The sequence below is a fragment of the Corynebacterium sp. HMSC055D05 genome (assembly GCF_001810365.1).
Taxonomy (GTDB): domain Bacteria; phylum Actinomycetota; class Actinomycetes; order Mycobacteriales; family Mycobacteriaceae; genus Corynebacterium; species Corynebacterium coyleae.
Genome location: NZ_KV801081.1, coordinates 44,968 through 65,948 on the forward strand (window position 1 = coordinate 44,968; position 20,981 = coordinate 65,948).

Consider the following 20,981-nt stretch of genomic DNA (forward strand, 5'->3'; position numbering starts at 1 on the left):
CCAGCCGCGTTAGTTGTTGCCGAAGGCGTTGGCGATGGCGTCGCGGGCGTCGTTAAGCGATTGCTCGATGCCGCTGAAGTCCGGCGCCGGTGGGGCAGCGGGGCTCGGGGGAGCAGACGGGGACGGGGATGGGCTCGGCGCGGTGCTGGAGGGGGCCGAGCCGTCCGAGACATTCAGGGTGATGGTGGAGCCGCGCGCGAGCGACTCGTCCGCCGGGGTGATGGACACAACCTGGCCGGCCGGGGCACCGCCGCCCGGCACCGTCTTCAACACGACCTTGTAACCCTGGGCCTCCAGCTGGGATTTCGCGGCGGAGGAGTATTGGCCAACCACGGAGTCCACGGCCGCGCGGCGCGCACCGGTCTGGTACTTCGCGCTCGCTGCCGGAAGGCCTGAGGCCGCGCCGGGCACACCCGCGGCGGCCTGGAACCAGGTGTTGGCTGCCTCGTTGCCGCCGAAGAGGTTGCCCACGCCGCACTGGCGGACCGGGGCGGTGCACAGCGGGGTGGTTTGGGTGCCGTCGTTGAAGATGTACGGCGCCGCCGACATGCCCAGCGTGAATCCGAGGAACGCGGAGGACTGGTGCGATTCCGTCGTGCCTGTCTTTGCGGCTGTGGGGGCTGACCAGTGGTTGCGTTTTGCGGCGTCGGCGCCGGTGCCGTCGACAATGTCGTGCGACATGCCGGCAGCCAAAGCGGCGGCGATCTCCGGGTCGATGGCTTGCTCGCAGGCGGGCCGGTCGATGAAGACCTCACGGCCGTTCTTATCGGTCACGCTCGCGATCGGGTTCGGCTCGCACCAGCGCCCGTTGGACGCCAAGGTGGCGCCCACGTTGGACAGTTCCAGCGCGTTGACGGCTAAGGGGCCGAGGGTGAACGAGCCCATGTTTTCTTCCTTGGCGGCCTGGGCGATGGAGCGGCCGTCCCCAAACGAGTTGTCGTCCTTGTAGGAGCGCAGGCCCAGGCGCACCGCCAGATCCACGACCGGGGCAACGCCGACGGTCTGAATCAGCTCAATGAACGTGGTGTTCGGCGATTGTGCAAGCGCGTCCTGCAAGCTCATCTTCGGTGCATAGACGCCGGTATTTTCTACACAATATGCACCCGGCGGACAGTTCGCGGCGCCGCCTGCGCCCATGCCGTACACCACGGAACGCGCCGGTGTGTTCAGCATGGAGTTCAGCCCGTAGCCCTGCTCAAGCGCGGCGGCCGCGGTGAAGATCTTGAATACGGAGCCTGCACCGTTGCCCACCAGCGACACAGGCTGCGGCAGGATCGTCTGGCTTTGGTCCAGGTCCAGGCCATAGAAGCGGGAAGACACCATCGCCTTGATGTTGCGCGAGTCCGCGCCGGGCTCCACAATGTCCAACACCTGCGCCACGCCTGCGGTGTGCGGGCTGACGTTGTTGCGCACCGCGTTAAGCGCGACCTGCTGGATGTTCGGGTCCAACGTGGTCTTGATGGTGTACGACCCGTTTTTGATGGTGTCCAGGTCCAGGCCCTTTTCCGCCAGGTAGCGCAGGGCGTAATCGCACATGAAGCCGTTGTCGCCGGCGGTGATGCAGCCTTCCGGCAGTGTTTTCGGCTTGTCCAGAATGCCCAACGGTGCGCCCGCCCAGCGGTCGGCCTCGGACTGCTCGATGTAGCCCTGAGCGGCCATGTTGTTGAGCACTACGTTGCGACGACGCACCGCCCCTTCCGGGTTCGTATACGGGTTCAGCGCCTCCACCGACTGCAGCAGGCCCACCAGCATCGCAGCCTGTGCCGGGTTGAGCTTGGCTGCGCTGGTGTCAAAGTAGGTTTGGGCGGCGGCCTCGATGCCAAAGGAGTGCTGACCAAACGACACCAGGTTCAGGTACCGGGTAAGGATTTCGTCCTTCTCCAGCGTCTTGTCTAGATCGGATGCCATGCGCATTTCGCGCAGTTTGCGGGGAATGGACTGTTCGGTGGCGGCGAGCGCTTCCTCTTCGTTTTCCGCGTCGATGAGCCAGAGGTAGTTCTTCACATACTGCTGGTTCACCGTGGACGCGCCCTGCTCCACACCGCCGGCCAGCACGTTGGTCACCAGCGCGCGGGCAAAGCCCTGCATATCCACGCCCTCGTGGACGTAGAAGCGGCGGTCCTCCGTAGAAACCAGCGCGTCCTTGGCGTACTGCGAGATCTGCTCGCTGGGCACCTCATAGCGGCGCTGTTTGAAGATCCACGCCATGGGTTTGCCGTTGACGTCCGTAATCGTTGTCACACCTGGCACGTCGCCGTGGGTGAGGTCGGAGAGATTGGACTGCATGGTTTCGTCGGTACGCGCAATTGCGGCACCCCCAAGACCTGCGATCGGCGCCAGGCATAACGCCATGACAAGCGCTGATGCGATGACGGCGACCAGCAGGTTTCCTAAGCTTTTCAGGGCAGACACGCCAACACCTTAATTCAATCTGTGGCGTGGGGGAATACCATGCTCCCCCCAAAAATGTGATGCATTCGACATGGAATTTCCTGTGTGATTCCATTTACATGGGATCGCTAATATGCGGTCGATTGTATAAAAGGAGTCCGCTCCGCTTCCGGATAGGGATAGGACGTCTAAGGAGACGCACGATGACCACGAGTTTGAAAAAGGCACCGGCAACTAACCTGCGACCGACCACCTCCAAGAAGTGCGACTCCACGGGAACACTGGTCTTCGACCGTGGCGAGTGGGTCACCCAGGCCCAGTGCCGCGGCGGCGACCCGGACGCACTCTTCGTCCGCGGTGCCGAGCAGCGCAAGGCAGCAGCCATCTGCCGTGCCTGCCCGGTGATGACTGAGTGCCGCGCAGACGCACTGGATAACAAGGTGGAATTCGGCGTATGGGGAGGCTTGACCGAGCGTCAGCGCCGCGCAGTACTGCGTAAGAACCCGCACGTGAAGGACTGGGCAACCCACCTGTCCAGCGGCGGCGAAATTATTGGCCTCTAGGTAGGGTGAATCCCATGAAGAAATGGGAATATGCAACCGTTCCGCTGTTGTCGCACGCCACCAAGCAGATTCTGGATTCTTGGGGTGAGGACGGCTGGGAACTCGTCGCAGTCACCCCGGGTCCGAACCCGGACAATGTTGTCGCCTACATGAAACGAGAGGTTGAGTAAATGGCACAGTGGTCTGAGCGCCTGAAAGAACTGGGCATTGAACTTCCGACCGTGGCCGCACCCGTGGCCGCATACGTCCCAGCAACGCGCACCGGCAACCAGGTGTGGACGTCCGGCCAGCTGCCGTTCGTGGACGGCAAGCTGCCGGCCACCGGCAAGGTTGGCGCCGAGGTATCCCAGGAGGATGCATACGGCTACGCCCGCCAGGCTGCGCTGAACGCGCTGGCTGCAGTGGACGCACACGTGGGCATCGACAACGTCGCCCGCGTGGTCAAGATCGTGGGCTTCGTGGCCTCCGATCCGGCATTCACGGGGCAGCCCGCCGTGATCAACGGTGCATCCGAACTGGTGCAGGAGATCTTCGGCGAAGCCGGTGCACACGCACGTTCCGCAGTCGGTGTTGCTGTCCTTCCGATGGACACCCCGGTTGAGGTTGAGATTGTCGTGGAGCTCGAAGGCTAGTTTGCCCATCGGCGCAGCCGTGACGGGGTAGGGTGGGAGCCATGAAACATCCCGCATACAGCCAGCTGCGCCCTGTGACCCCCAACGCCGCGGTGGTCCTGGTGCCGAACCCCAGCTACGCGGCGCTCGAGGGCACGAACTCTTGGGTGATCCGAGGTGAGGGCGACGAGGCGAGCATCGTCGTCGACCCGGGCCCGGCCGATGAGGGCCACCTCAACGTGCTGCAGGCAAAGGCCGACAAGGTCGCCTTGATTCTGTTGACTCACCGTCACCACGATCACGCAGATGGCGCGGAACGGTTCCGCCAGCTCACTGGCGCACCGATCCGCGCCCTTGATCCGTCTCATACCTCCGGCGCTGAGCCACTCACCGACGGCGAAGTGATCTCCGTTGAGGGGGTTACCCCGCGCGTGAAGGTCGTCGCTACGCCGGGCCACACCAGTGACTCTGTGTGCTTCTTCGTCTACCCGGGCGAAGACACCGACGGTAAGCCGGAAGGCATCATCACCGGCGACACCATTGCGGGTCGCCACACCACCATGATCTCTGAGACCGACGGTGATCTGGGTGCGTACCTGGACACCCTGGAAATGCTCGAGGAAAAGGGCAAGGGTGTCATGCTGCTTCCAGGCCACGGCCCGGAAGGTGAGGACCTGTCTGCGTACGCCCGCAAGTACATCGATCGCCGTAACCAGCGCCTGGATCAAATCCGTCAGGCACTGAAGGAGCACGGCGATAACGCGGACATCAATACGCTGGTCGATGCGATTTACGACGATGTCGACCCGGTCCTGCGCGGTGCCGCAGAACAGTCGACTCGTGTGGCGCTGCGTTACCTCAACGCCAAGTAGCGGATTCTCGACCCGCCGCGGGCGCCTCCGTTAGCGCGCGCGGCGAGCGAGGTGCTCAGTGTTAACAATGAGCACGCTTTTACCCTCCAGGCGGATCCAGCCGCGGTGAGCGAACGTGGCCAATGCCTTGTTCACCGTCTCACGCGACGCGCCCACAAGCTGGGCGATCTCTTCCTGGGTCAGATCATGGTTGACGCGGAGCGCGCCACCCTCATGTACACCGAAGCGGTTTGCCAGCTGCAGCAAGGTCTTGGCTACGCGGCCAGGCACGTCGGTGAAGATCAGGTCTGCCAGCGACGCGTTCGTGCGGCGTAGGCGGCGGGCCAGCACGCGCAGCAGCTGCTGGGAGATCTCCGGGTGGTTGTCGATCCACTCGCGCAGCATGGTGGAGTCCATGGTGGCGCAGGTGACGTCCGTGACACAGACTGCGGAGGAGGTACGCGGGCCGGGGTCGAAGATGGAGAGCTCGCCGAACATGTCGGACGGGCCCATCACGGACAGCAAGTTTTCGCGACCGTCCGGCGCATGGCGGGCAAGTTTAATTTTGCCTTCGACGATGATGTAGAGGCGATCGCCGGGCTCGCCTTCGTCGAAAATCGTGGTGCCCTTCGGGAAATCCACGGTGTCCATATCGTTGATCAGCGCGGCGACCGCGTCAGGGTCGACGCCCTGAAAGATGCCGGCGCGGGCAAGAGTGTCTTGAACGCCTTCCATGAGTCCTCCTCAGACTGTCGCTCACGCATTCTGCGTGGGATTGGTCACGAACGGTGCCATTAGCGGTGACCGTCACACAAACTGGAACTCTACCAGCTCAACTAATCAGTGGGATAGTCTTTCCGCGACTGGGAACTGTGCTAGCCGATGACCGCTGCTTCCACACGCTTCATGAAAAGCGGAAACACCCCGAGCACAAGCGGAATCAGCACCACAAGCAAAAAGGTCATACCCATAGTGTACGGCTAGCATGTTGGACATGGCCGCTTCGACCTCTCCATTGAAACATCGCCGCCCAGGCGCTCATCCCGCCGCGAAGGGGAAAGAGACTCCGATCGGGCGTAAGCGCAGGGCACGCCGTATTAACCGCACGTTGGCAGCAGCGTATCCGGACGCGCACGCGGAGTTGGACTTTACTAACCCGCTGGAGTTGCTCGTTGCTACGGCGCTGTCCGCACAGACCACGGACGTGCGGGTGAACATGGTCACCCCGGCGCTGTTTGCCAAGTACCCCACGGCCGCTGACTACGCGGAGGCCAACCAGGCAGAGGTGGAGGAGATTATCCGCTCGACCGGGTTTTACCGTTCCAAGGCGGCGAACCTGATCGCGATGGGGCAAAAGCTGGTTACCGACTTTGGCGGCGAGGTGCCCGAAAAGCTCGAGGACCTGGTCACCCTGCCCGGGGTGGGCCGCAAGACGGCGCATGTGGTGCGCGGCAACGCGTTCGGCTACCCGGGGCTGACGGTGGACACGCACTTCCAGCGCCTGGTCAAGCGCATGATGCTCACCGAGGAGACGGATCCGGTGAAGATCGAACACGCGATCGCGGAACTGATCGAGCGCCGCGAGTGGACCATGTTCTCCCACCGCATCATCTTCCACGGCCGCCGCGTCTGCAACGCCCGCAAACCGGCCTGCGGCGCTTGCCCGATCGCGTTCGACTGCCCCTCCTTCGGCGTCGGCCCAACCGACCCGGAGGAAGCCGCCGAACTGGTCACCGGCCCTGAGCGCGACCACATTTTGAGGATGGTGGGCCTGTGAAGCGCACAATCTGGGTCAGCGTCGCCGCGATCGTTGCGGTGACTCTTCTGGTCATTGCGGGTGCCAGGGCGTTGCTTGTCGACGACGCCACGCCCCCGGCTGGCGACGGTGTCGTCGAGAAGCAATCTGCCCCGGTGACAGGACGCCCGGACTGCCCGGAAGGTGCGATCGGAGGTGTGGATCTGGCGTGCCTTGGCGGCGAGGCCGCCGGCGCGCAGCAGGAGATCACCGTGGCCAACGTGTGGGCGTGGTGGTGCGAACCGTGCCGGGCGGAGTTGCCCGTGGTGGAGGAGTTCGCCCGCGCACACCCCGAGTACACCGTGGTGGGCGTGCACGCGGACCGCGATGGGGCGCGAGGCGCGGCGTTGTTGGAAGACCTCGGCGTGGACCTGCCGAGCTTCGAGGACGACTCCAACGTGTTCGCCGGCACGCTCGGCCTGCCGCCGGTGGTGCCGCTGACCGTCGTGTTCCGAGGCGAGGAAAAAATCGGCGTGTTTGCCAAGGAGTTCACCTCAGCCGAGGAGCTGGCCGAGGCCGTGCGCGGGGTGCTGTGATGGTTGCGGTGCGGCCGGAACGTGCACCGGTGTGGCTGCGGGGGCTCGTGGATAAGCTACGCGCTGGCGAGGGCGATGCGCGGGTCAAAGCGATGCTGGGCCCGCGCGTGCCGCAAACGCCGGGGGAGGACCAGGCGGCGGTGCTCATCGTGTTTGCTGGCGACCCGGAGGCGGAGGAACTGCCGGAGGACGCCCGGGTGCTGATCACGCACCGCACCCCGTCTATGCGCAGCCACTCCGGTCAGATGGCGTTTCCGGGCGGGCACATCGACGCCACAGATACAGGCCCGGTGGCGGCGGCGCTGCGCGAGGCGTACGAGGAGACGGGGCTGGCCCCTGAGCGGGTTGTGCCGCTGGCGGTGATGGGGCAGGTGAAAACCGGTGGCAGCCGCAGACTGGTGCGCCCCGTGGTGGCGTACGCACCCGACCCGGGTGAGGTGTACCCGGCAAGCGAGCTCGAAACCGACGACGTGTTCTTCGTTCCCGTCCGCGACCTGGTGGACCCGGCCAACCGCGCGAATCTCGGCTGGAAGCACTGGACCGGTCCGGCATTTTGGACCCGCGACTACCTCATCTGGGGTTTTACCGGAATCTTGCTGGCGGTCGTGCTGGATCTAGCCGGCTGGGTGCGCGCCTGGGACGAGCGTCCGGGCGATCTTTACGAGGCGCTGGCCCGATCCCGCAACCGCGAGCTGTAACATTTGCGGAATGCACCTGGTCGTTGACGTTCTGCTTGGGCTTGCCGTCGTCGCTGCGTTTGTCAGCGGCTGGCGCCAAGGTGCGTTTTCGGCTGTGATCTCCGCAATCGGCATTATCGCGGGCCTCGTGGTGGGGCTGGCGGTGGCGCCGTTGCTTCTCGACGTCACCGAGTCCCAACCCATCCGCATCACGCTGCTGCTGTCGGTGGTGGTGCTCTTCGTCGGCCTGGGCAACCTGCTCGGCGTGACCCTCGGGGGCAACTTGCGGGCGCGGGTACGCAGCCGCCTGACGCGTTTCGTGGATTCGGTGGTGGGCGCACTGTTCCAATCGGTCGCACTGGCGCTGGTGGTGTGGTTTATCTCAATCCCGCTGGCGTCGGCGGTGCCTGGCGAGTTGGGCGACGGGATCCGCAACTCGCACATCCTGGCCAAAATCCACGACACCGCTCCGGAGAGCGCCGGGAAACTGCCCGCGAAATTCGCAGCGCTTCTCGACGAGTCCGGCCTGCCCCCGCTCGTTTCCCCCTTCCAATCCCCGCACGGCGCCCAGGTGGACGCACCCGATAACGCGGCGCTTCGCCCCGAAGTTGTGGAGGCGGCCCGCCCGAGCGTGGTCCACGTCATGGGTGATGCGGAGAGTTGCCGCCGCCGGCTCATGGGCTCCGGCTTCGTGTTTGCGGACGGCTACGTGCTCACCAACGCGCACGTCGTCGCCGGCACCGAGCGTGTCTCCTTGGACACGGTCGTCGGCGTGAAGCCGGCGGATGTGGTGCTCTACGACCCGGATACCGACATTGCGGTCCTCCACGCCCAGGGCTTGGGTCTGCCGCCGCTGCGTTGGGCTGCACGCGAGCTGCAGCGTGGCGACGACGCCGTGGTCATGGGCTACCCCAAATCCGGTCCCTTCGAGGCCGCACCGGCGCGAATCCGCAGCCAACTGACCATCGCAGGCCCGGACATTTACACCACCGGCCGTGTGGAGCGCGAGGCCTACACCATCCGCGGCGACATCCGCCAGGGCAACTCCGGTGGCCCGCTGCTCACCCCGGCAGGGGAGGTGGCAGGCATGATCTTCGGCGCGTCCCTGGATGCCTCAGAAACGGGTTACGCGCTGACTGCACACCAGGTGCAGCAGCGCGTAGGGGATGTGACCAGGCTGAACGCTGTCGTCGATACGCAAGCCTGCGTCAGCGGTTAACGGCCCGTGTACAGGCCAGCCTCATTCTTGGTCAGGTTCTTCTGAGCCTCGCCCGGCTTCAGGTTCTTCAACTCGTTGACCGAGCTGATGGTGCGCTCCGGAGCCTTGATCTTCTTGACCTTCTTCAGGCCAACCAGCGCGAGCAGACCAGCCAGGGCGATCATGATGAGGAAGACGATCAGGAATGCCCAGCCACGGTGCATCCAGGATGCGAGCATCTCCGCAAACGCGAAGAAGAGGAAGAACGAGGAGTACAGGGCAATCACGCCGGCGACGCCGAACAGGCCACCGCCAACGGCGCCCTTCTTCACCTCGCCCATGACCTCAGCCTTGGCCAGCTCGATCTCGCCGCGGACCAGGGTGGACACCTGCTCCGACGCGTTGGAGATCAAGGTGCCGATGGACTGCTGGCCCGGCACCGTCACATCAGTATCGCGCAGTGGAATCGAATCCACCTTGGCGGTTACGGCGCTCGAGCCGCTGGTGTACAGACCTTCGTTGCTCACTGTTTACTCACCTTCCTGGGTGGCTTATTACATGAGGCACCCTGGGACGGTGCCTGGAATTCTCTCAACGATGTTAGCGATACATCACAGTGTTTGCCTGAATCGGGGTGAAAGATAGCGTCACGCGCTGTGGCGCTTGTCGCCGGTTTTGCCGGAGACCGCACGCGCGATGAGCACCCCAGCCACCGCCAACGCCGTCACGCCGGCGATCACGCTCGCGCCGATGCCGACCTCGCGGGCGTTCGGCATCTGGATCAGCGGCTCCGGGTCTTTAAAGGTCCGCACCTGCCAATCGTGTGACAGTGCGTGCTTGCGAAGCGCCCGGTCCGGGTTCACCGCCACCGGGTTGCCCACCAGTTCCAGCATTGGAATGTCCGTGGCGGAATCGGAGTAGGCGTAGCTGCGCTCCAGGTCGTAGTCGTGGTCGGCGACAAACTGGCGCACAGCCTCCGCCTTCGCCCCGCCCTTGAGGTAACGGGTGATCTCGCCGGTGAGCTTGCCGTCCTTCTCCGCGAGTTCGGTGGCCACGACCGTGTCTACGCCGAGTTCGCGCGCGATCGGCTCAACCAGAATTGATGCGGAGGCGGAGATGATGATGACGTCGTGGCCTTGGGCGCGGTGGTCGTCGATAAGTTCGCGCGCTTCGGCGTAAATCGCGGGCGTGACCACGGTGCGCATCGTTTCTTGGGTGATGCGCTGGACGTCCTCGATCGACCATCCTTCGATGAGTTGGGCGAGCGAATCGCGCGTGGCGTCCATCTTCTCGCTGGAATGGCCGACCAGCATGTACTGGGCTTTGGTTAGGTAGAGGTCCCACGCCTCTTGTCGCGTGATCATTCCGTTGTTGCGGAATTCTTTGCCGAAGGCGAAGGCGGAAGACGTCGCGATGATCGTCTTGTCTAGGTCGAAAAACGCCGCCACCGGCCGTGTGGGAGACATGCTTTAGCAGTCTAGCCCCACTTTGCTGGTGGGGCAGTGTAGGCCCGCTGTGAAAGAAGTGAACATTTGGGGCGAATTGTCCACAGGCTTTTTGTTGAAGTGTCACTTAGATTGCGGGTTGTCCACAGGGTGGTTGCCACATTTGCGCTGGTGAAAAACACTATTGGCATGACACGCACACACCCGCACACCGGCCCGATCGTGGTCGCGGTTGCCGATCCCGCCACCCACTCCGAGGCCGTTCACCTCGCCGCCGCGACCGGCCGCCAGGTCATCGACACCGCCGATGCGGCCGAGCTCGCCCGCCACGCGCCCAGAGCATTCGCCGTGCTTATCGACGACACCCGCGCCCCCGACCTTTCCCCACCCCACGGAGCGAACGTCTTCCGCGTCGGTGGGGAGCTGGTCGATTCAGCCGAGCGGGTCTTCGTCCTGCCCGCCGAGGCCGCGGACCTCCTGCGCGCCATTGGCGCCCTTGCCGTGCAGCCCACGGCGGTGGCGGCGCGCGGGAAGGTGATCACCGTCGTGGGCGCATCCGGTGGGTCAGGGGCGTCCACCCTGGCGGCGGCGCTGTGCCGGGTTACGTCACGGGGTGATTCGGCAACGCTGCTCGACGGGCACTGGCTCTCCGGCGGGCTCGACCTGCTGCTTGGCATCGAGCACGTCCCCGGCGCGCGCTGGGGTGAGATCGACTTCGGTGAGGGCACTGTTGCGCGCACCGACGTGCGCCGCGCGCTGCCCGCCACCGCCGACGACATCGCGGTGCTGACCTTTCCGCGCCAGCGCGTGGCGGACCCGTTCCGGCTGGAGGCGGCGGCGTTGGAACACGTCGCCGGCGCCGTTGGTGGGGCAGGGGTGACGGTCGTAGACGCACCCGCCGCGCTGATTCCCGGCCGCAGCGACCTGGTCGTCGTGGTGGTCGTGCCCGAGGTGCGCTCAGTTGCCGCCGCGACCCGCATCGTCGCCGAGTGCGCCGCCGCCGGCCTGCCGTGTGTGGTGGTTGTGCGCGATAGTGCCTGGGCCGCGCTGACCGACGAGGAGATCGCGCACACCACCGGCGCCACCGTACTCACCCACCTGCCACACGTGCGCGGGCTGACTCGCACGGTGGAGAAGTCCGGCCTGCCCGCGCGTGTGCCCCGTTCGCTAGCCGCCTGCGCCAACGCGGTGCTCGAGGAGGTGGCCTAAATGATCGACCGCGACCTCATCGCCCGCGTCAAGCGCCGCCTCGCCGACGAACCCACCACCCCGGAGCCTGCCCGCATCGCAGCCCTCATCCGCGAAGAGGCCGTGGTGATCAGCGACATCGGCGTGCTGGATGTGATGCGCACACTTCGCGACGACACCACCGGCACCGGACCCCTCGAAGCACTGCTTGCCGACGACACCGTCACCGACATCTGCGTCAACGGCCCCAACTGCGTCTACGTCGACTCGGGTGCGGGCCTGGAACGCTCCGCGGTGCGCTTCGAATCCGAAGCCGCCGTGCGCCGCCTCGCCTCCCGCCTGGCCGCCAGCTGCGGGCGCCGCCTCGACGACGCGCAACCGTTTTGCGACGGCCACATCACCCGCGACGACGGCACCCTCCTGCGCTTCCACGCCGTGCTCGCCCCAACCGCCCAGGCCGGCACCTGCATCTCCCTGCGCGTGCTACACACCGCCTCGGCCACCCTCGACGACCTGGTAGCGCGCGGAGCGCTGGGTGGGGAGGTTGCGGAGGTGCTGCGTGGGGTCGTCGCAAAGCGAAAAGCGTTTGTGGTTGCCGGCGGCACCGGCTCCGGCAAAACCACCCTGCTGTCCGCCCTGCTCGCGGAGGTCGACCCGGCCGAGCGCATCGTGGCCATCGAAGACACCCTGGAACTCACCCCCGACCACCCGCACGTGGTCAACCTGACCACGCGCGGCGCGAACTCCGAGGGTGCCGGCGAGATCACCATCGCGGACCTGGTGCGCCAGTCGCTGCGCATGCGGCCCGACCGAGTCGTGGTCGGCGAGATCCGCGGCGCCGAAGTCGTCGACCTGCTCGCAGCACTCAACACCGGCCACGACGGCGGCGCCGGCACCCTGCACGCCAACTCGATCGCCGAAGTCCCCGCCCGCTTCGAAGCGCTCGCCGCGCTGGGCGGGCTGGATCGCGCCGGGCTGCACGCCCAACTCGCCGCAGCTATCGACGTGGTCATCGTGGTCAAACGCCACCCCGACGGCACGCGCCGCCTGAGCCAGATCGGTGTGCTCGAAGGCCAACCCGTGCGCGCCAAGGTGGTGTGGGACGCCGACACCGGCCCCGCCGAAGGCTACGAGGAGCTGCTGTCATGACTACGCTGTTGCTCCTCGCCGGCGCCGCCGCCTGCCCGCCACCTGCTCCTGGCGCTCGCATCGCGCCGCGCTCGTTGGCTGTTCCACCTCGCGTTGCCATCCCGCTGGGCATCGGTGCCGTGGTGCTCGCTGCCCTAGCGTTCGACCGGGCCAGCCTGGTCATCGCGCTAGCGATGGGTGCGGCGACGGTGGTGTGGGTTGTAGATACCCAACGGCGCGCCCGCGTCGCCTCCAAGCGCACGGAAGCGGTCGCCACCTTCCTCGGCCACCTTGGCACCAACGTCGAAGCCGGCGCGCCACTGCACGCCGCGTTAGAGCGCGCCGCCGAACACGCACCGCGCGAGATCGCCCGCGACGTCGCACACCTCATCCACCACGTCGGCACTGGCACACCGCTTGCCGCCGAGACAGACGAGTTCGCCCGCATCACCCCGCTGTTCGCACTGTCGGCCAGCAGAGGAGTGCCGCTGTCGCGCCTGGTTGCCGCCGCGCGCGACGACATCGACCACACCCGACGCCACCGCGCCGCCACCAACGCCGCGCTCGCCGGACCGAAAACCACCGCTGTCGTGCTCGCACTGCTGCCGTTCGCCGGCCTGCTCATGGGCGCGGCGATGGGGGCGAACCCGCTCGCGCTGCTCGCCGGGGGAGGCCTCGGCGGGGTGCTGCTCACCGTCGGCACTGCGCTGGTGTGCGCCGGTGTGATCGTTTCCCAGCACATCATCCAAGGAGCCACCACATGATCGCCGTCACCTTGCTCATTGCCTCCGCGCTCGCCGTCAGTCCCGCGCAGCCCGCCCGGCGCGTCACACACCACGCCGCACCCACGCCGAAGACCCCGCGCGACGGCCCCGACTACGCGCTGCCGGACCGCTGTGCCGCCGACATCACCCTGTTCGCCGCCTGCTTCGAGGCCGGCCTGCCGGTCAGTGCCGCAGCCGCCGCGGTTGCCGAAACTCACGACGGTGACCGCAGCCCGTGGCACACCGTCGCAGCGCTGCTCGCGCTCGGGGTCGAACCTGAGCGCGCCTGGTCGGAACTCCACGCCATTCCCGGCGGGGAGGACTTGGCCAGCCTCGTCGCTATGACGCACGCGTCCGGCGCGGCGCTGGCGCAAGGGTGCGAACGTATCGCCTCAAACCTGCGTGCCGACGCCGCCGACCATGCCAAAGCCAAAGCGGAACGCGCCGGCGTACTCATCGCCATCCCGCTCACCGCGTTTTTCCTCCCGGCGTTTTTCGTCCTCGGGCTCGCGCCTGTGGTGATCAGCCTCGGGAGCAACCTCATCAACTTCTGAAAGGAACAATCATGACTCGCATTTCCACCTTCTTCATCCAGCGTTTGCGTAACGACGCCGGAATGTCGACCATCGAATATGCTTTCGGTTCGTTGGCGGCTGCCGCCCTTGCTGGAGTATTGTATCTCGTGGTCAACGGCGACGGGGTCGTTTCCGCGATCGAAAATGTGATCACCAGCGCGCTGACCAACACCCCGGGCTAATGACCACGATTGAAACGGCGCTTTCGCTGGCCACGCTCGTGGTGGTCACGGCTGCGATCGTGGGCGGCATTGCCACGATGTCCGCCTACATCGCCGCCGTGGACATCGCCGGTGCCGCCGCCCGGGCGCACGCGATGGGCGTGGATTACACCCCGCCGCGCGGCGAGGTGAGCATGCACGAGTCCGCAGGCCTGGCCACCGTTACCGCCGCCGTGCCCGCCCCGATTGGCACCATGCGCGCCACCGCGGTCTTCCCTGTGGAGTTCTAATGCGCAGATTGCTTATCGACGACACCGGCTCCGCCACCGTCACCACCACAGGCATCATCACCGCAGTGGTCTCCTTGGCCCTTGCGGTGGTGGTCACCGGGGCCCGCACCGCCGACGCGCACCGCGCTCGCGTGGCTGCGGACCTTTCCGCCGTCGCCGCAGCCACCGCACTGTACCGTGGCGCCGACGCCTGCACCTGGGGCAACGCCACCGCCAGCAACAACGGCGCTGAGGTCACCTCGTGCGAGTTCGTCGAAGGCGACGTCATCGTAGCCGTGCGGCTGCGCCACGCCGAAGCGACCGCCCGCGCCGGGCCGTAGTGGCTCGCCGGTCAGCCAGTCATGCTCACCAGCGCGCCGAGCAACTTCAGAGCGGCGTGCTTGTCCAGTGGCTGGTTGCCGTTGCCACACTTCGGCGATTGCACACACGACGGGCAGCCGTCCTTACAGCCGCAGGACCGCACCGTTTCGTAGGTTGCGGCGATCCACTCGTGGAAGCGGGCGAAGCCCTCGTCGGCAAAGCCCGCGCCGCCCGGGTGGCCGTCGTAGACAAACACCGTGGGCAGCATGGTGTCCTGGTGCAACGCCGTGGACACGCCGCCGATGTCCCACCGATCGCACGTGGCCAAAAGCGGCAGCAGGCCGATCGCGGCGTGCTCCGCGGCGTGCAGCGCGCCGGGGATCTCGCCAGCCGTAATACCCAGTTTGTCCAGCACCATAGGGTCGATCGTGTACGCCACCGCGCGGGTGACTAGGCGTTGCTCGGGCAGGTCGAGGGGGATGTGTTCGGAGACGGTGCCGTCGGCAAGCCGGACGACATAGCCGGTGACACGGTCGATGACCTCCACGTCCACACTGGCCACCCACAGTCCCGGCGACGGGTTTTCCAGATCTGTCGGCTCGCCAAGGATCGTGATGTCGGTCGTGGAGCGCGCCTGCGTGGAGTAATCCGGCCGCTCCGGCGCGACCAGCGCCACGTAATCGTCCAGGTCTAGCGACTGCACCACAAAGTATTCGCCCTGGTGGATGTACACCGCGCCGTCGTGCACCTGGCTCATCGCACGCCCCGCGTCCACGGTGCCCAACAGCCGCCCGTCGGTCACATCGACGATCATGACTTCCTCACCCACGCCGCCGCGAATGCTTACCGACGCATGCGCCGTCTCCGGAGTGACCTCCCCCTCCAACTGGGGCACCGCAAACCACCCCTGCGGCCGGCGGCGTAGCAACCCCTCGGCGGTCAGGTCGTTGACCACGTCGGTGGCGTTGAAGGCGGCGACGTCGTCGTCGCTAAGCGGACGCTCCACCGCTGCGCAGTACATATGACCGCGCAGGATGTAGGGGTTGGCCGGGTTGAACACGCTGTTTTCTACCGGCCGGCCGAGCAGTGCCTCGGGGTGGTGAACCAGGTACGTATCCATCGGCTCGTCGCGCGCCACCATCACCACCACGGAGCCCTGGCCGCGCCGGCCTGCGCGCCCGGCCTGCTGGCGAAACGACGCAACCGTGCCCGGAAACCCCGCCATGACCACCGCGTCCAGGCCCCCGACGTCGATGCCAAGCTCAAGCGCGTTCGTCGTGGCCACGCCAAGCAGATCGCCGTTATCCAGACGCTGCTCGAGGGCGCGGCGATCCTCCGCGAGATACCCCGCACGATACGAGGCGACGCGTTCGGCGAAATCGGCACGGCCCGCCACCACCAGGTCCTCCTGGGCGCGCATAGCCACCGTCTCCGCCGCGCGGCGCGAGCGTACAAACGTCAACGTGCGCGCACCCTGCAACAGCAGCGTGGACATTATCGACGCCGCCTCCGTCGTCGCCGGGTACCGCACCGGCGCGCCGTTTTCGCCCTCGGCGCCCTCGATGAACCCCGGCTCCCACAACGCGATGGTGCGCTCGCCGGTGGGCGCACCATCCTCCGTCACCGCAACAACCTCGTGCCCGCACAGCCGCGACGCCTGGCCCGCAGGATCCGCCGCGGTCGCTGAGGCGAAAATCAGCGTCGGCTCAGACCCGTACGCCTTCGCAATACGCAGCAACCTGCGTAACACCAACGACACGTTTGCGCCGAACACACCCCGGTAGGTGTGGCACTCGTCCACCACCACAAACTTCAAATGGCGCAGCAGCCGCGCCCAACGCTCGTGCGCACCCAAAAGACCCGCGTGCAGCATGTCCGGGTTCGTAAACACGTAGCGGGTGTGCTCCCGGATGCCCGCCCGCGACTCCTGCGGCGTATCCCCGTCATACGGCGCCGGGTGTACCGACGCAAGCGCCGCATTCCCCCGCGTCATGGCAAGCGTCGCCTGCAACTGGTCCGAACCCAACGCCTTCGTCGGCGTCAGATACAACGCGCACGCCTTTGGATCCGCCGCCAACGCAGAAAGCACCGGCAACTGATAGCCCAACGACTTTCCCGACGACGTCCCCGTCGCCACCACCACATCCCGGCCCGCCCACGCCAACTCCGCGCACTGGGTTTGGTGGGCGTAGGGGAGGGTGACGGCGTCGTCGATAAGCATCTGCTTCAACCCCGGCTCCACCCACTCAGGCCACTGCCCAAACACCGCGTGACGAGCCGGCTCATGCTCCACATGCGTCACCGTCGCAGCAGGGAAACGCTGCGCAAGCACCGAAACGAGCTCATCGCCAAAACCAGAAACCATGATGGTGAGCCACTTTAGCCGGGTCAAAGCAGTGCCGACGACAACAAATCGTGGCAGACTGGGCAACGGTCACAGATTTTGTGTGCGCCTCATCAGGTGCTCGCGAGGATTGTGCACGCGGGCACCAGGACCAAACAGGCCCTGGTGGACGACAAAAACATGCAACATTTTGAAAGGTTTCACCATGGCAACCGGAACTGTTAAATGGTTCAACGCCGAAAAGGGCTTCGGCTTCATCGCACCCGACGACGGCTCCTCCGACGTCTTCGTCCACTACTCCGAGATTCAAGGCTCCGGCTTCCGCACCCTCGAAGAAAACCAGCAGGTTGAGTTCGAGGTCGGCGAAGGCGCCAAGGGCCCACAGGCCCAGCAGGTCCGCGCCCTCTAAAACAGCGCGAATCCCCCGGACGGTACACCCGACCGGGGGAAATTTTTATGCCTACACCGCGCTAATGCCGCGGCGCACGTCTGAACGCTCAAAGATCTGGTTCTGCAGCTTCTGAATCACAAACCCCACAAGGGAACCCAACACCACACCCAGCACCATGCCCAGAAGCGGGTACTGCTGCAGGAGCGTGCCACCCAAATACCCCATGCCGACACTCAGGCAGGCCCACAGGATCACGCCGATGGTGTCGAAAAAGAAGAACTTAAACCAGTTGTAACGCACCGACCCCAGCACAATCGTGGCCACCCAACGCGCCCACGGGAGGAACCGCGCAACAATAATCATCGCGCCCGCACCCCGGTTCATGTTGGCCCGCACCCACGTAATCGCCTGGCCAGCCTTCGAATCCGGATCCAACCTATCCACCCGGTGAATCAACTTCGCGCCTAGGGCGAAACAAATATTGTCGCCGATAATCGCACCGATAATCGCCGCGATGATCACACCCCACACGTTTGGCACACCACGCGACGCGGAAAACGCACCAGCCAGATTCAACACCGTTTCAGACGGCACCACCGGCGCCAACGCATCCGAAACGATCAGCAACACGACGAGTGGGTAAAAGATCGGCAACCCCATCAACGTATGCAAAAACTCAATGAGTGAATCGACCACGCTGCGTCCTCCTTTCCACCCCAACAACTCCGCGCCAGGGCACCAACGCAGTGTAATGCCAGGGGCGAGAAAATCCCCCGTCCGTATAACCATGTGCTAGTTGTCTGATAAGAATGAGGAAGTTTTACCGCTCATACGCTTAGTGGGAATCGAGGAAAGGTCAGCGTGACTGCAAACGGCAAGACTCTCGTGATCGTGGAGTCCGCGACAAAGGCGAAGAAGATACAGAAGTATCTCGGCGACGATTACATCGTGGAAGCATCGGTGGGCCACATCCGTGACCTGCCGGGTCGTGCCGCCGACATCCCCGCGAAGTACAAAAACGAGCCGTGGGCAAAACTCGGCGTCAACCCGGAGAAGGGCTTCGACCCGATCTACGTCGTGTCCGCCGACAAGAAAAAGAAGGTCACCGACCTGCGCGCCAAGCTCAAGCAGGCCGACAAACTCCTGCTGGCAACAGACCCGGACCGCGAAGGTGAAGCGATCGCGTGGCACCTGCTTGAAACACTCAAGCCCAAGGTGCCGGTAGAGCGCATGGTGTTCAACGAGATCACCGAATCTGCCATCCGCGAAGCCGCCGAAAACACCCGCGAGCTCGACATGGATCTCGTCGACGCCCAAGAGACCCGCCGCATCCTCGACCGCCTCTACGGCTACGAAGTTTCCCCCGTGCTGTGGAAGAAAGTCATGCCGCGCCTGTCCGCCGGCCGCGTCCAATCCGTGGCTACCCGCGTCATCGTCGAGCGTGAACGCGAGCGCATGGCGTTCATCGCCGCCGAATACTGGGATTTAACTGCTTCGCTCGCCCACTCTTCCGAAGAATTCGACGCCAAACTCGTCTCCCTTGACGGCAAGCGCATCGCACAGGGCCGCGACTTCAATGACCGGGGAGAGTTGGTGTCGGATGCGGTGGTCGTCGATAAGCAAAAAGCGCATTCGCTTGTCGACGACCTCGGCACCGCACCGATGCACGTCACCGCAGTGGAAGAAAAGCCCTACTCGCGCAAACCCTACGCACCGTTCATGACCTCGACGCTGCAGCAAGAAGCCGGCCGCAAACTCCACTTCACCTCCGCACGCACCATGCGCATCGCGCAACGCCTGTACGAAAACGGCCACATCACCTACATGCGTACAGACTCCACCTCCCTGTCCAAGCAGGGCCTCGACGCCGCACGCGCCGCAGCACGCGAGCTCTACGGCGCCGACTACGTCTCCGCCAAGCCGCGCGTCTACGACCGCAAGGTGAAAAACTCCCAGGAAGCCCACGAGGCGATCCGCCCCGCCGGCGAACGCTTCGCCACCCCCGGACAACTGGCGGGCGCGCTGGACGCCGAAGAGTTCAAACTCTACGAACTGATCTGGCAGCGCACCGTCGCCTCCCAAATGGAAGACGCACGCGGCAACTCCACCAAAATCACCATCGCCGCCGACGCTGCCGGTGAGGCTTGCGAGTTCACCGCAACCGGCCGCACCGTCACCTTCCCCGGCTGGCTGCGCGCCTACTCCGACCGCCAGTCCAACGAAACCCGCCTGCCGCAACTAGCCAAGGGCGACGAACTGGCCACCAAGTCCGTCACCGCCGACGGCCACACCACCAACCCGCCTGCGCGCTACAACGAAGCGTCGCTGGTGAAGAAGATGGAAGAACTCGGCATCGGCCGCCCGTCCACCTACGCGTCCATCATCAAGACCATCCAAGACCGCGGCTACGTCGTCGTCCGCGGCAACGCACTCGTGCCGTCCTGGGTGGCGTTCTCCGTGGTCGGCCTGTTGGAAAACAACTTCGACGCGCTCGTGGACTACGACTTCACCTCCTCCATGGAGGACGAACTCGACGAAATCGCCCACGGCAACCAAGACCGCACCAAGTGGCTCACCGGCTTCTACTTTGGCGACGCCGACGCCAAGGAATCCATGGCCCAAGCCCTCGCACGCCGCGGCGGCCTGAAGCACATGATCGAGAACAACCTCGAATCCATCGACGCGCGCGCCGCGAACTCGCTGACACTTTTCGACGACTCCGAAGGCCGCCCCGTCGTCGTCCGCGTCGGCCGCTACGGCCCCTACATCGAACGCGTCGTCGGTAAGACCGCCGAAGGCGAGCCCGAATACCAGCGCGCCAACCTGCCCGAATCCGCAACCCCGGACGAAATCACACTCGAGATGGCCGAGAAACTCTTCGCCACCCCGCAGTCCGGCCGCGAACTGGGGGAGAACCCCGCCAATGGGCGTGTGGTCGTCGCAAAGGAAGGGCGCTTCGGGCCATACGTCACCGAGCTTGTGCGTGACGACGAACGCGCCACCGCCGAAGCCCGCGCCGAAGAAATCATCGCCGCTGAGCGCGCCGAAGAGGACAAACAGCGCGCCGAAGAAGGCAAACGCGCCAAGAACTGGGACACCAAAACCGCTGCCGCGCAGAAGGAAAAGCGCATGGCGCAGCTGGTCGACGAGCAGTTGAAGCCCGCCACCGCCTCCCTGTTCGCGTCGATGGAACCGGCGACGGTCACACTCGAGGAAGCGCTGAAACTGCTGTCGCTGCCACGTGAAGTCGGCGTCGACCCTGCCGACGGCGAAGTCATCACCGCCCAAAACGGCCGCTACGGCCCATACCTGAAGAAGGGCAGCGACTCGCGCTCGCTCGCGTCCGAAGACCAGATCTTCTCCATCACCCTGGAAGAAGCCCGCCGCATCTACGCCGAACCGAAACGCCGCGGCCGCGCCGCCGCCAAGCCACCATTGAAGATGCTTGGCGACAACGACGTCTCCGGCAAACCCATGACCGTCAAAGACGGCCGCTTCGGCCCATACGTCACCGACGGCGAAACCAACGCGTCACTGCAACGCGGCGACACGCCAGAGACGATGACGGACCAGCGCGCCAACGAACTGCTCTCCGCCCGCCGCGCCCGCGAAGCCGAAGACGGCGGCAAGAAAGCCACCAAGAAAAAGGCGACAAAGAAGAAGGCAACCAAGCGCGTGACCAAGCCGAAGCAGACCACAAAACGCGTGGTCAAAGCTCGCAAGCGTTAGGGATTGCACAATATAGTGGACAATTCCTTTACAAGGGTTGTGCT

Annotated in this window: 23 protein-coding genes; 17 read left to right on the forward strand and 6 right to left on the reverse strand. The window is 65.2% G+C overall.

Translation table 11 applies throughout. The features are described from left to right. Positions 1-9 precede the first annotated feature (9 nt). Complete coding sequence (locus tag HMPREF2734_RS10125) at positions 10-2,412, reverse strand: transglycosylase domain-containing protein (protein WP_070570782.1); 2,403 nt, start codon at positions 2,410-2,412, stop codon at positions 10-12. Positions 2,413-2,594: 182 nt separating this feature from the next. On the opposite strand from HMPREF2734_RS10125, the gene HMPREF2734_RS10130 reads away from it, so the two are divergent. From HMPREF2734_RS10130 to HMPREF2734_RS10140, 4 genes are read left to right on the forward strand one after another with little or no spacing between them, the layout of a single operon-like run. Beyond that, on the forward strand, positions 2,595-2,954 hold the full coding sequence (locus HMPREF2734_RS10130) for a WhiB family transcriptional regulator (protein WP_070421552.1): 360 nt from the start codon (positions 2,595-2,597) through the stop codon (positions 2,952-2,954). 14 nt (positions 2,955-2,968) lie between these two features. Then, positions 2,969-3,124: a Sp36 family protein gene (locus tag HMPREF2734_RS11895; protein WP_092101229.1), complete on the forward strand. Its 156-nt coding sequence runs from the start codon at positions 2,969-2,971 to the stop codon at positions 3,122-3,124. Next, the gene (locus HMPREF2734_RS10135) at positions 3,125-3,586 is read left to right on the forward strand and encodes a RidA family protein (protein WP_070483019.1); all 462 of its coding nucleotides are present in this window, start codon (positions 3,125-3,127) and stop codon (positions 3,584-3,586) included. Between the two features lie 41 nt (positions 3,587-3,627). Then, a complete protein-coding gene (locus HMPREF2734_RS10140) occupies positions 3,628-4,437 on the forward strand; it encodes an MBL fold metallo-hydrolase (protein WP_070453003.1) in 810 nt (269 codons plus the stop codon). A gap of 30 nt (positions 4,438-4,467) precedes the next feature. On the opposite strand, the gene glxR is transcribed toward HMPREF2734_RS10140, so the two are convergent. After that, positions 4,468-5,151 carry a CRP-like cAMP-activated global transcriptional regulator GlxR gene (gene glxR / locus HMPREF2734_RS10145; RefSeq protein WP_070421549.1) on the reverse strand — a complete coding sequence of 228 codons (684 nt, stop codon included), beginning with the start codon at positions 5,149-5,151 and terminating at the stop codon, positions 4,468-4,470. 259 nt (positions 5,152-5,410) lie between these two features. On the opposite strand from glxR, the gene nth reads away from it, so the two are divergent. Genes nth through HMPREF2734_RS10165 form a run of 4 tightly spaced genes read left to right on the forward strand, consistent with a single transcriptional unit; the run spans position 5,411 to position 8,643 of the window. After that, complete coding sequence (nth, locus tag HMPREF2734_RS10150) at positions 5,411-6,193, forward strand: endonuclease III (RefSeq protein WP_070570783.1); 783 nt, start codon at positions 5,411-5,413, stop codon at positions 6,191-6,193. Further along, positions 6,190-6,747, forward strand: coding sequence for a TlpA disulfide reductase family protein (locus HMPREF2734_RS10155; RefSeq protein WP_070570785.1), 558 nt, complete (start codon positions 6,190-6,192; stop codon positions 6,745-6,747). The genes nth and HMPREF2734_RS10155 overlap by 4 nt, the downstream gene beginning before the upstream one ends. Further along, a complete protein-coding gene (locus tag HMPREF2734_RS10160; protein WP_070570788.1) occupies positions 6,747-7,445 on the forward strand; it encodes an NUDIX hydrolase in 699 nt (232 codons plus the stop codon). Before HMPREF2734_RS10155 ends, HMPREF2734_RS10160 begins: the two co-directional genes overlap by 1 nt. Positions 7,446-7,455: 10 nt before the next feature. Next, entirely contained in the window at positions 7,456-8,643 is a 1,188-nt protein-coding gene (locus HMPREF2734_RS10165) for a MarP family serine protease (protein WP_070570790.1), read from the forward strand. On the opposite strand, the gene HMPREF2734_RS10170 is transcribed toward HMPREF2734_RS10165, so the two are convergent. Together HMPREF2734_RS10170 and HMPREF2734_RS10175 are read right to left on the reverse strand one after the other, a co-directional pair. Next, positions 8,640-9,149: a phage holin family protein gene (locus HMPREF2734_RS10170; RefSeq protein WP_070570792.1), complete on the reverse strand. Its 510-nt coding sequence runs from the start codon at positions 9,147-9,149 to the stop codon at positions 8,640-8,642. The two genes, HMPREF2734_RS10165 and HMPREF2734_RS10170, sit on opposite strands and share 4 nt — an antisense overlap. A gap of 120 nt (positions 9,150-9,269) precedes the next feature. Next, a complete protein-coding gene (locus tag HMPREF2734_RS10175; RefSeq protein WP_070570794.1) occupies positions 9,270-10,088 on the reverse strand; it encodes an HAD family hydrolase in 819 nt (272 codons plus the stop codon). Positions 10,089-10,256: 168 nt separating this feature from the next. Between HMPREF2734_RS10175 and ssd the strand changes: the two genes are divergently transcribed. From ssd to HMPREF2734_RS10210, 7 genes are read left to right on the forward strand one after another with little or no spacing between them, the layout of a single operon-like run. Next, positions 10,257-11,276 (forward strand): septum site-determining protein Ssd, encoded by a 1,020-nt coding sequence (gene ssd, locus HMPREF2734_RS10180; protein ID WP_070570796.1) that lies wholly within the window; start codon positions 10,257-10,259, stop codon positions 11,274-11,276. Then, positions 11,277-12,404 carry a TadA family conjugal transfer-associated ATPase gene (locus HMPREF2734_RS10185; RefSeq protein WP_070570799.1) on the forward strand — a complete coding sequence of 376 codons (1,128 nt, stop codon included), beginning with the start codon at positions 11,277-11,279 and terminating at the stop codon, positions 12,402-12,404. Then, the gene (locus HMPREF2734_RS10190; RefSeq protein WP_083308155.1) at positions 12,401-13,147 is read left to right on the forward strand and encodes a type II secretion system F family protein; all 747 of its coding nucleotides are present in this window, start codon (positions 12,401-12,403) and stop codon (positions 13,145-13,147) included. The genes HMPREF2734_RS10185 and HMPREF2734_RS10190 overlap by 4 nt, the downstream gene beginning before the upstream one ends. An 11-nt stretch (positions 13,148-13,158) precedes the next feature. Further along, positions 13,159-13,701 (forward strand): type II secretion system F family protein, encoded by a 543-nt coding sequence (locus tag HMPREF2734_RS10195; protein ID WP_246816821.1) that lies wholly within the window; start codon positions 13,159-13,161, stop codon positions 13,699-13,701. Between the two features lie 11 nt (positions 13,702-13,712). Continuing rightward, entirely contained in the window at positions 13,713-13,904 is a 192-nt protein-coding gene (locus HMPREF2734_RS10200) for a DUF4244 domain-containing protein (RefSeq protein WP_070421541.1), read from the forward strand. After that, on the forward strand, positions 13,904-14,173 hold the full coding sequence (locus tag HMPREF2734_RS10205) for a hypothetical protein (RefSeq protein WP_070452979.1): 270 nt from the start codon (positions 13,904-13,906) through the stop codon (positions 14,171-14,173). Before HMPREF2734_RS10200 ends, HMPREF2734_RS10205 begins: the two co-directional genes overlap by 1 nt. Beyond that, positions 14,173-14,493 carry an Rv3654c family TadE-like protein gene (locus HMPREF2734_RS10210; RefSeq protein WP_070570802.1) on the forward strand — a complete coding sequence of 107 codons (321 nt, stop codon included), beginning with the start codon at positions 14,173-14,175 and terminating at the stop codon, positions 14,491-14,493. The genes HMPREF2734_RS10205 and HMPREF2734_RS10210 overlap by 1 nt, the downstream gene beginning before the upstream one ends. 11 nt (positions 14,494-14,504) lie before the next feature. Here the strand turns inward: HMPREF2734_RS10210 and HMPREF2734_RS10215 are convergent, their stop codons facing one another. Further along, positions 14,505-16,838, reverse strand: a complete 2,334-nt coding sequence (locus HMPREF2734_RS10215) for a DEAD/DEAH box helicase (RefSeq protein WP_070570803.1) — start codon at positions 16,836-16,838, stop codon at positions 14,505-14,507. Positions 16,839-17,022: 184 nt separating this feature from the next. On the opposite strand from HMPREF2734_RS10215, the gene HMPREF2734_RS10220 reads away from it, so the two are divergent. Then, positions 17,023-17,226: a cold-shock protein gene (locus HMPREF2734_RS10220; RefSeq protein ID WP_034996968.1), complete on the forward strand. Its 204-nt coding sequence runs from the start codon at positions 17,023-17,025 to the stop codon at positions 17,224-17,226. A gap of 51 nt (positions 17,227-17,277) precedes the next feature. Here HMPREF2734_RS10220 and HMPREF2734_RS10225 read toward each other — a convergent pair whose 3' ends face one another. Next, entirely contained in the window at positions 17,278-17,904 is a 627-nt protein-coding gene (locus HMPREF2734_RS10225; protein ID WP_070570805.1) for a DedA family protein, read from the reverse strand. A gap of 165 nt (positions 17,905-18,069) precedes the next feature. Here HMPREF2734_RS10225 and topA point away from each other — a divergent pair, with 165 nt between their 5' ends. Then, a complete protein-coding gene (topA, locus tag HMPREF2734_RS10230; RefSeq protein WP_070570808.1) occupies positions 18,070-20,937 on the forward strand; it encodes a type I DNA topoisomerase in 2,868 nt (955 codons plus the stop codon). Positions 20,938-20,981 lie beyond the last annotated feature (44 nt).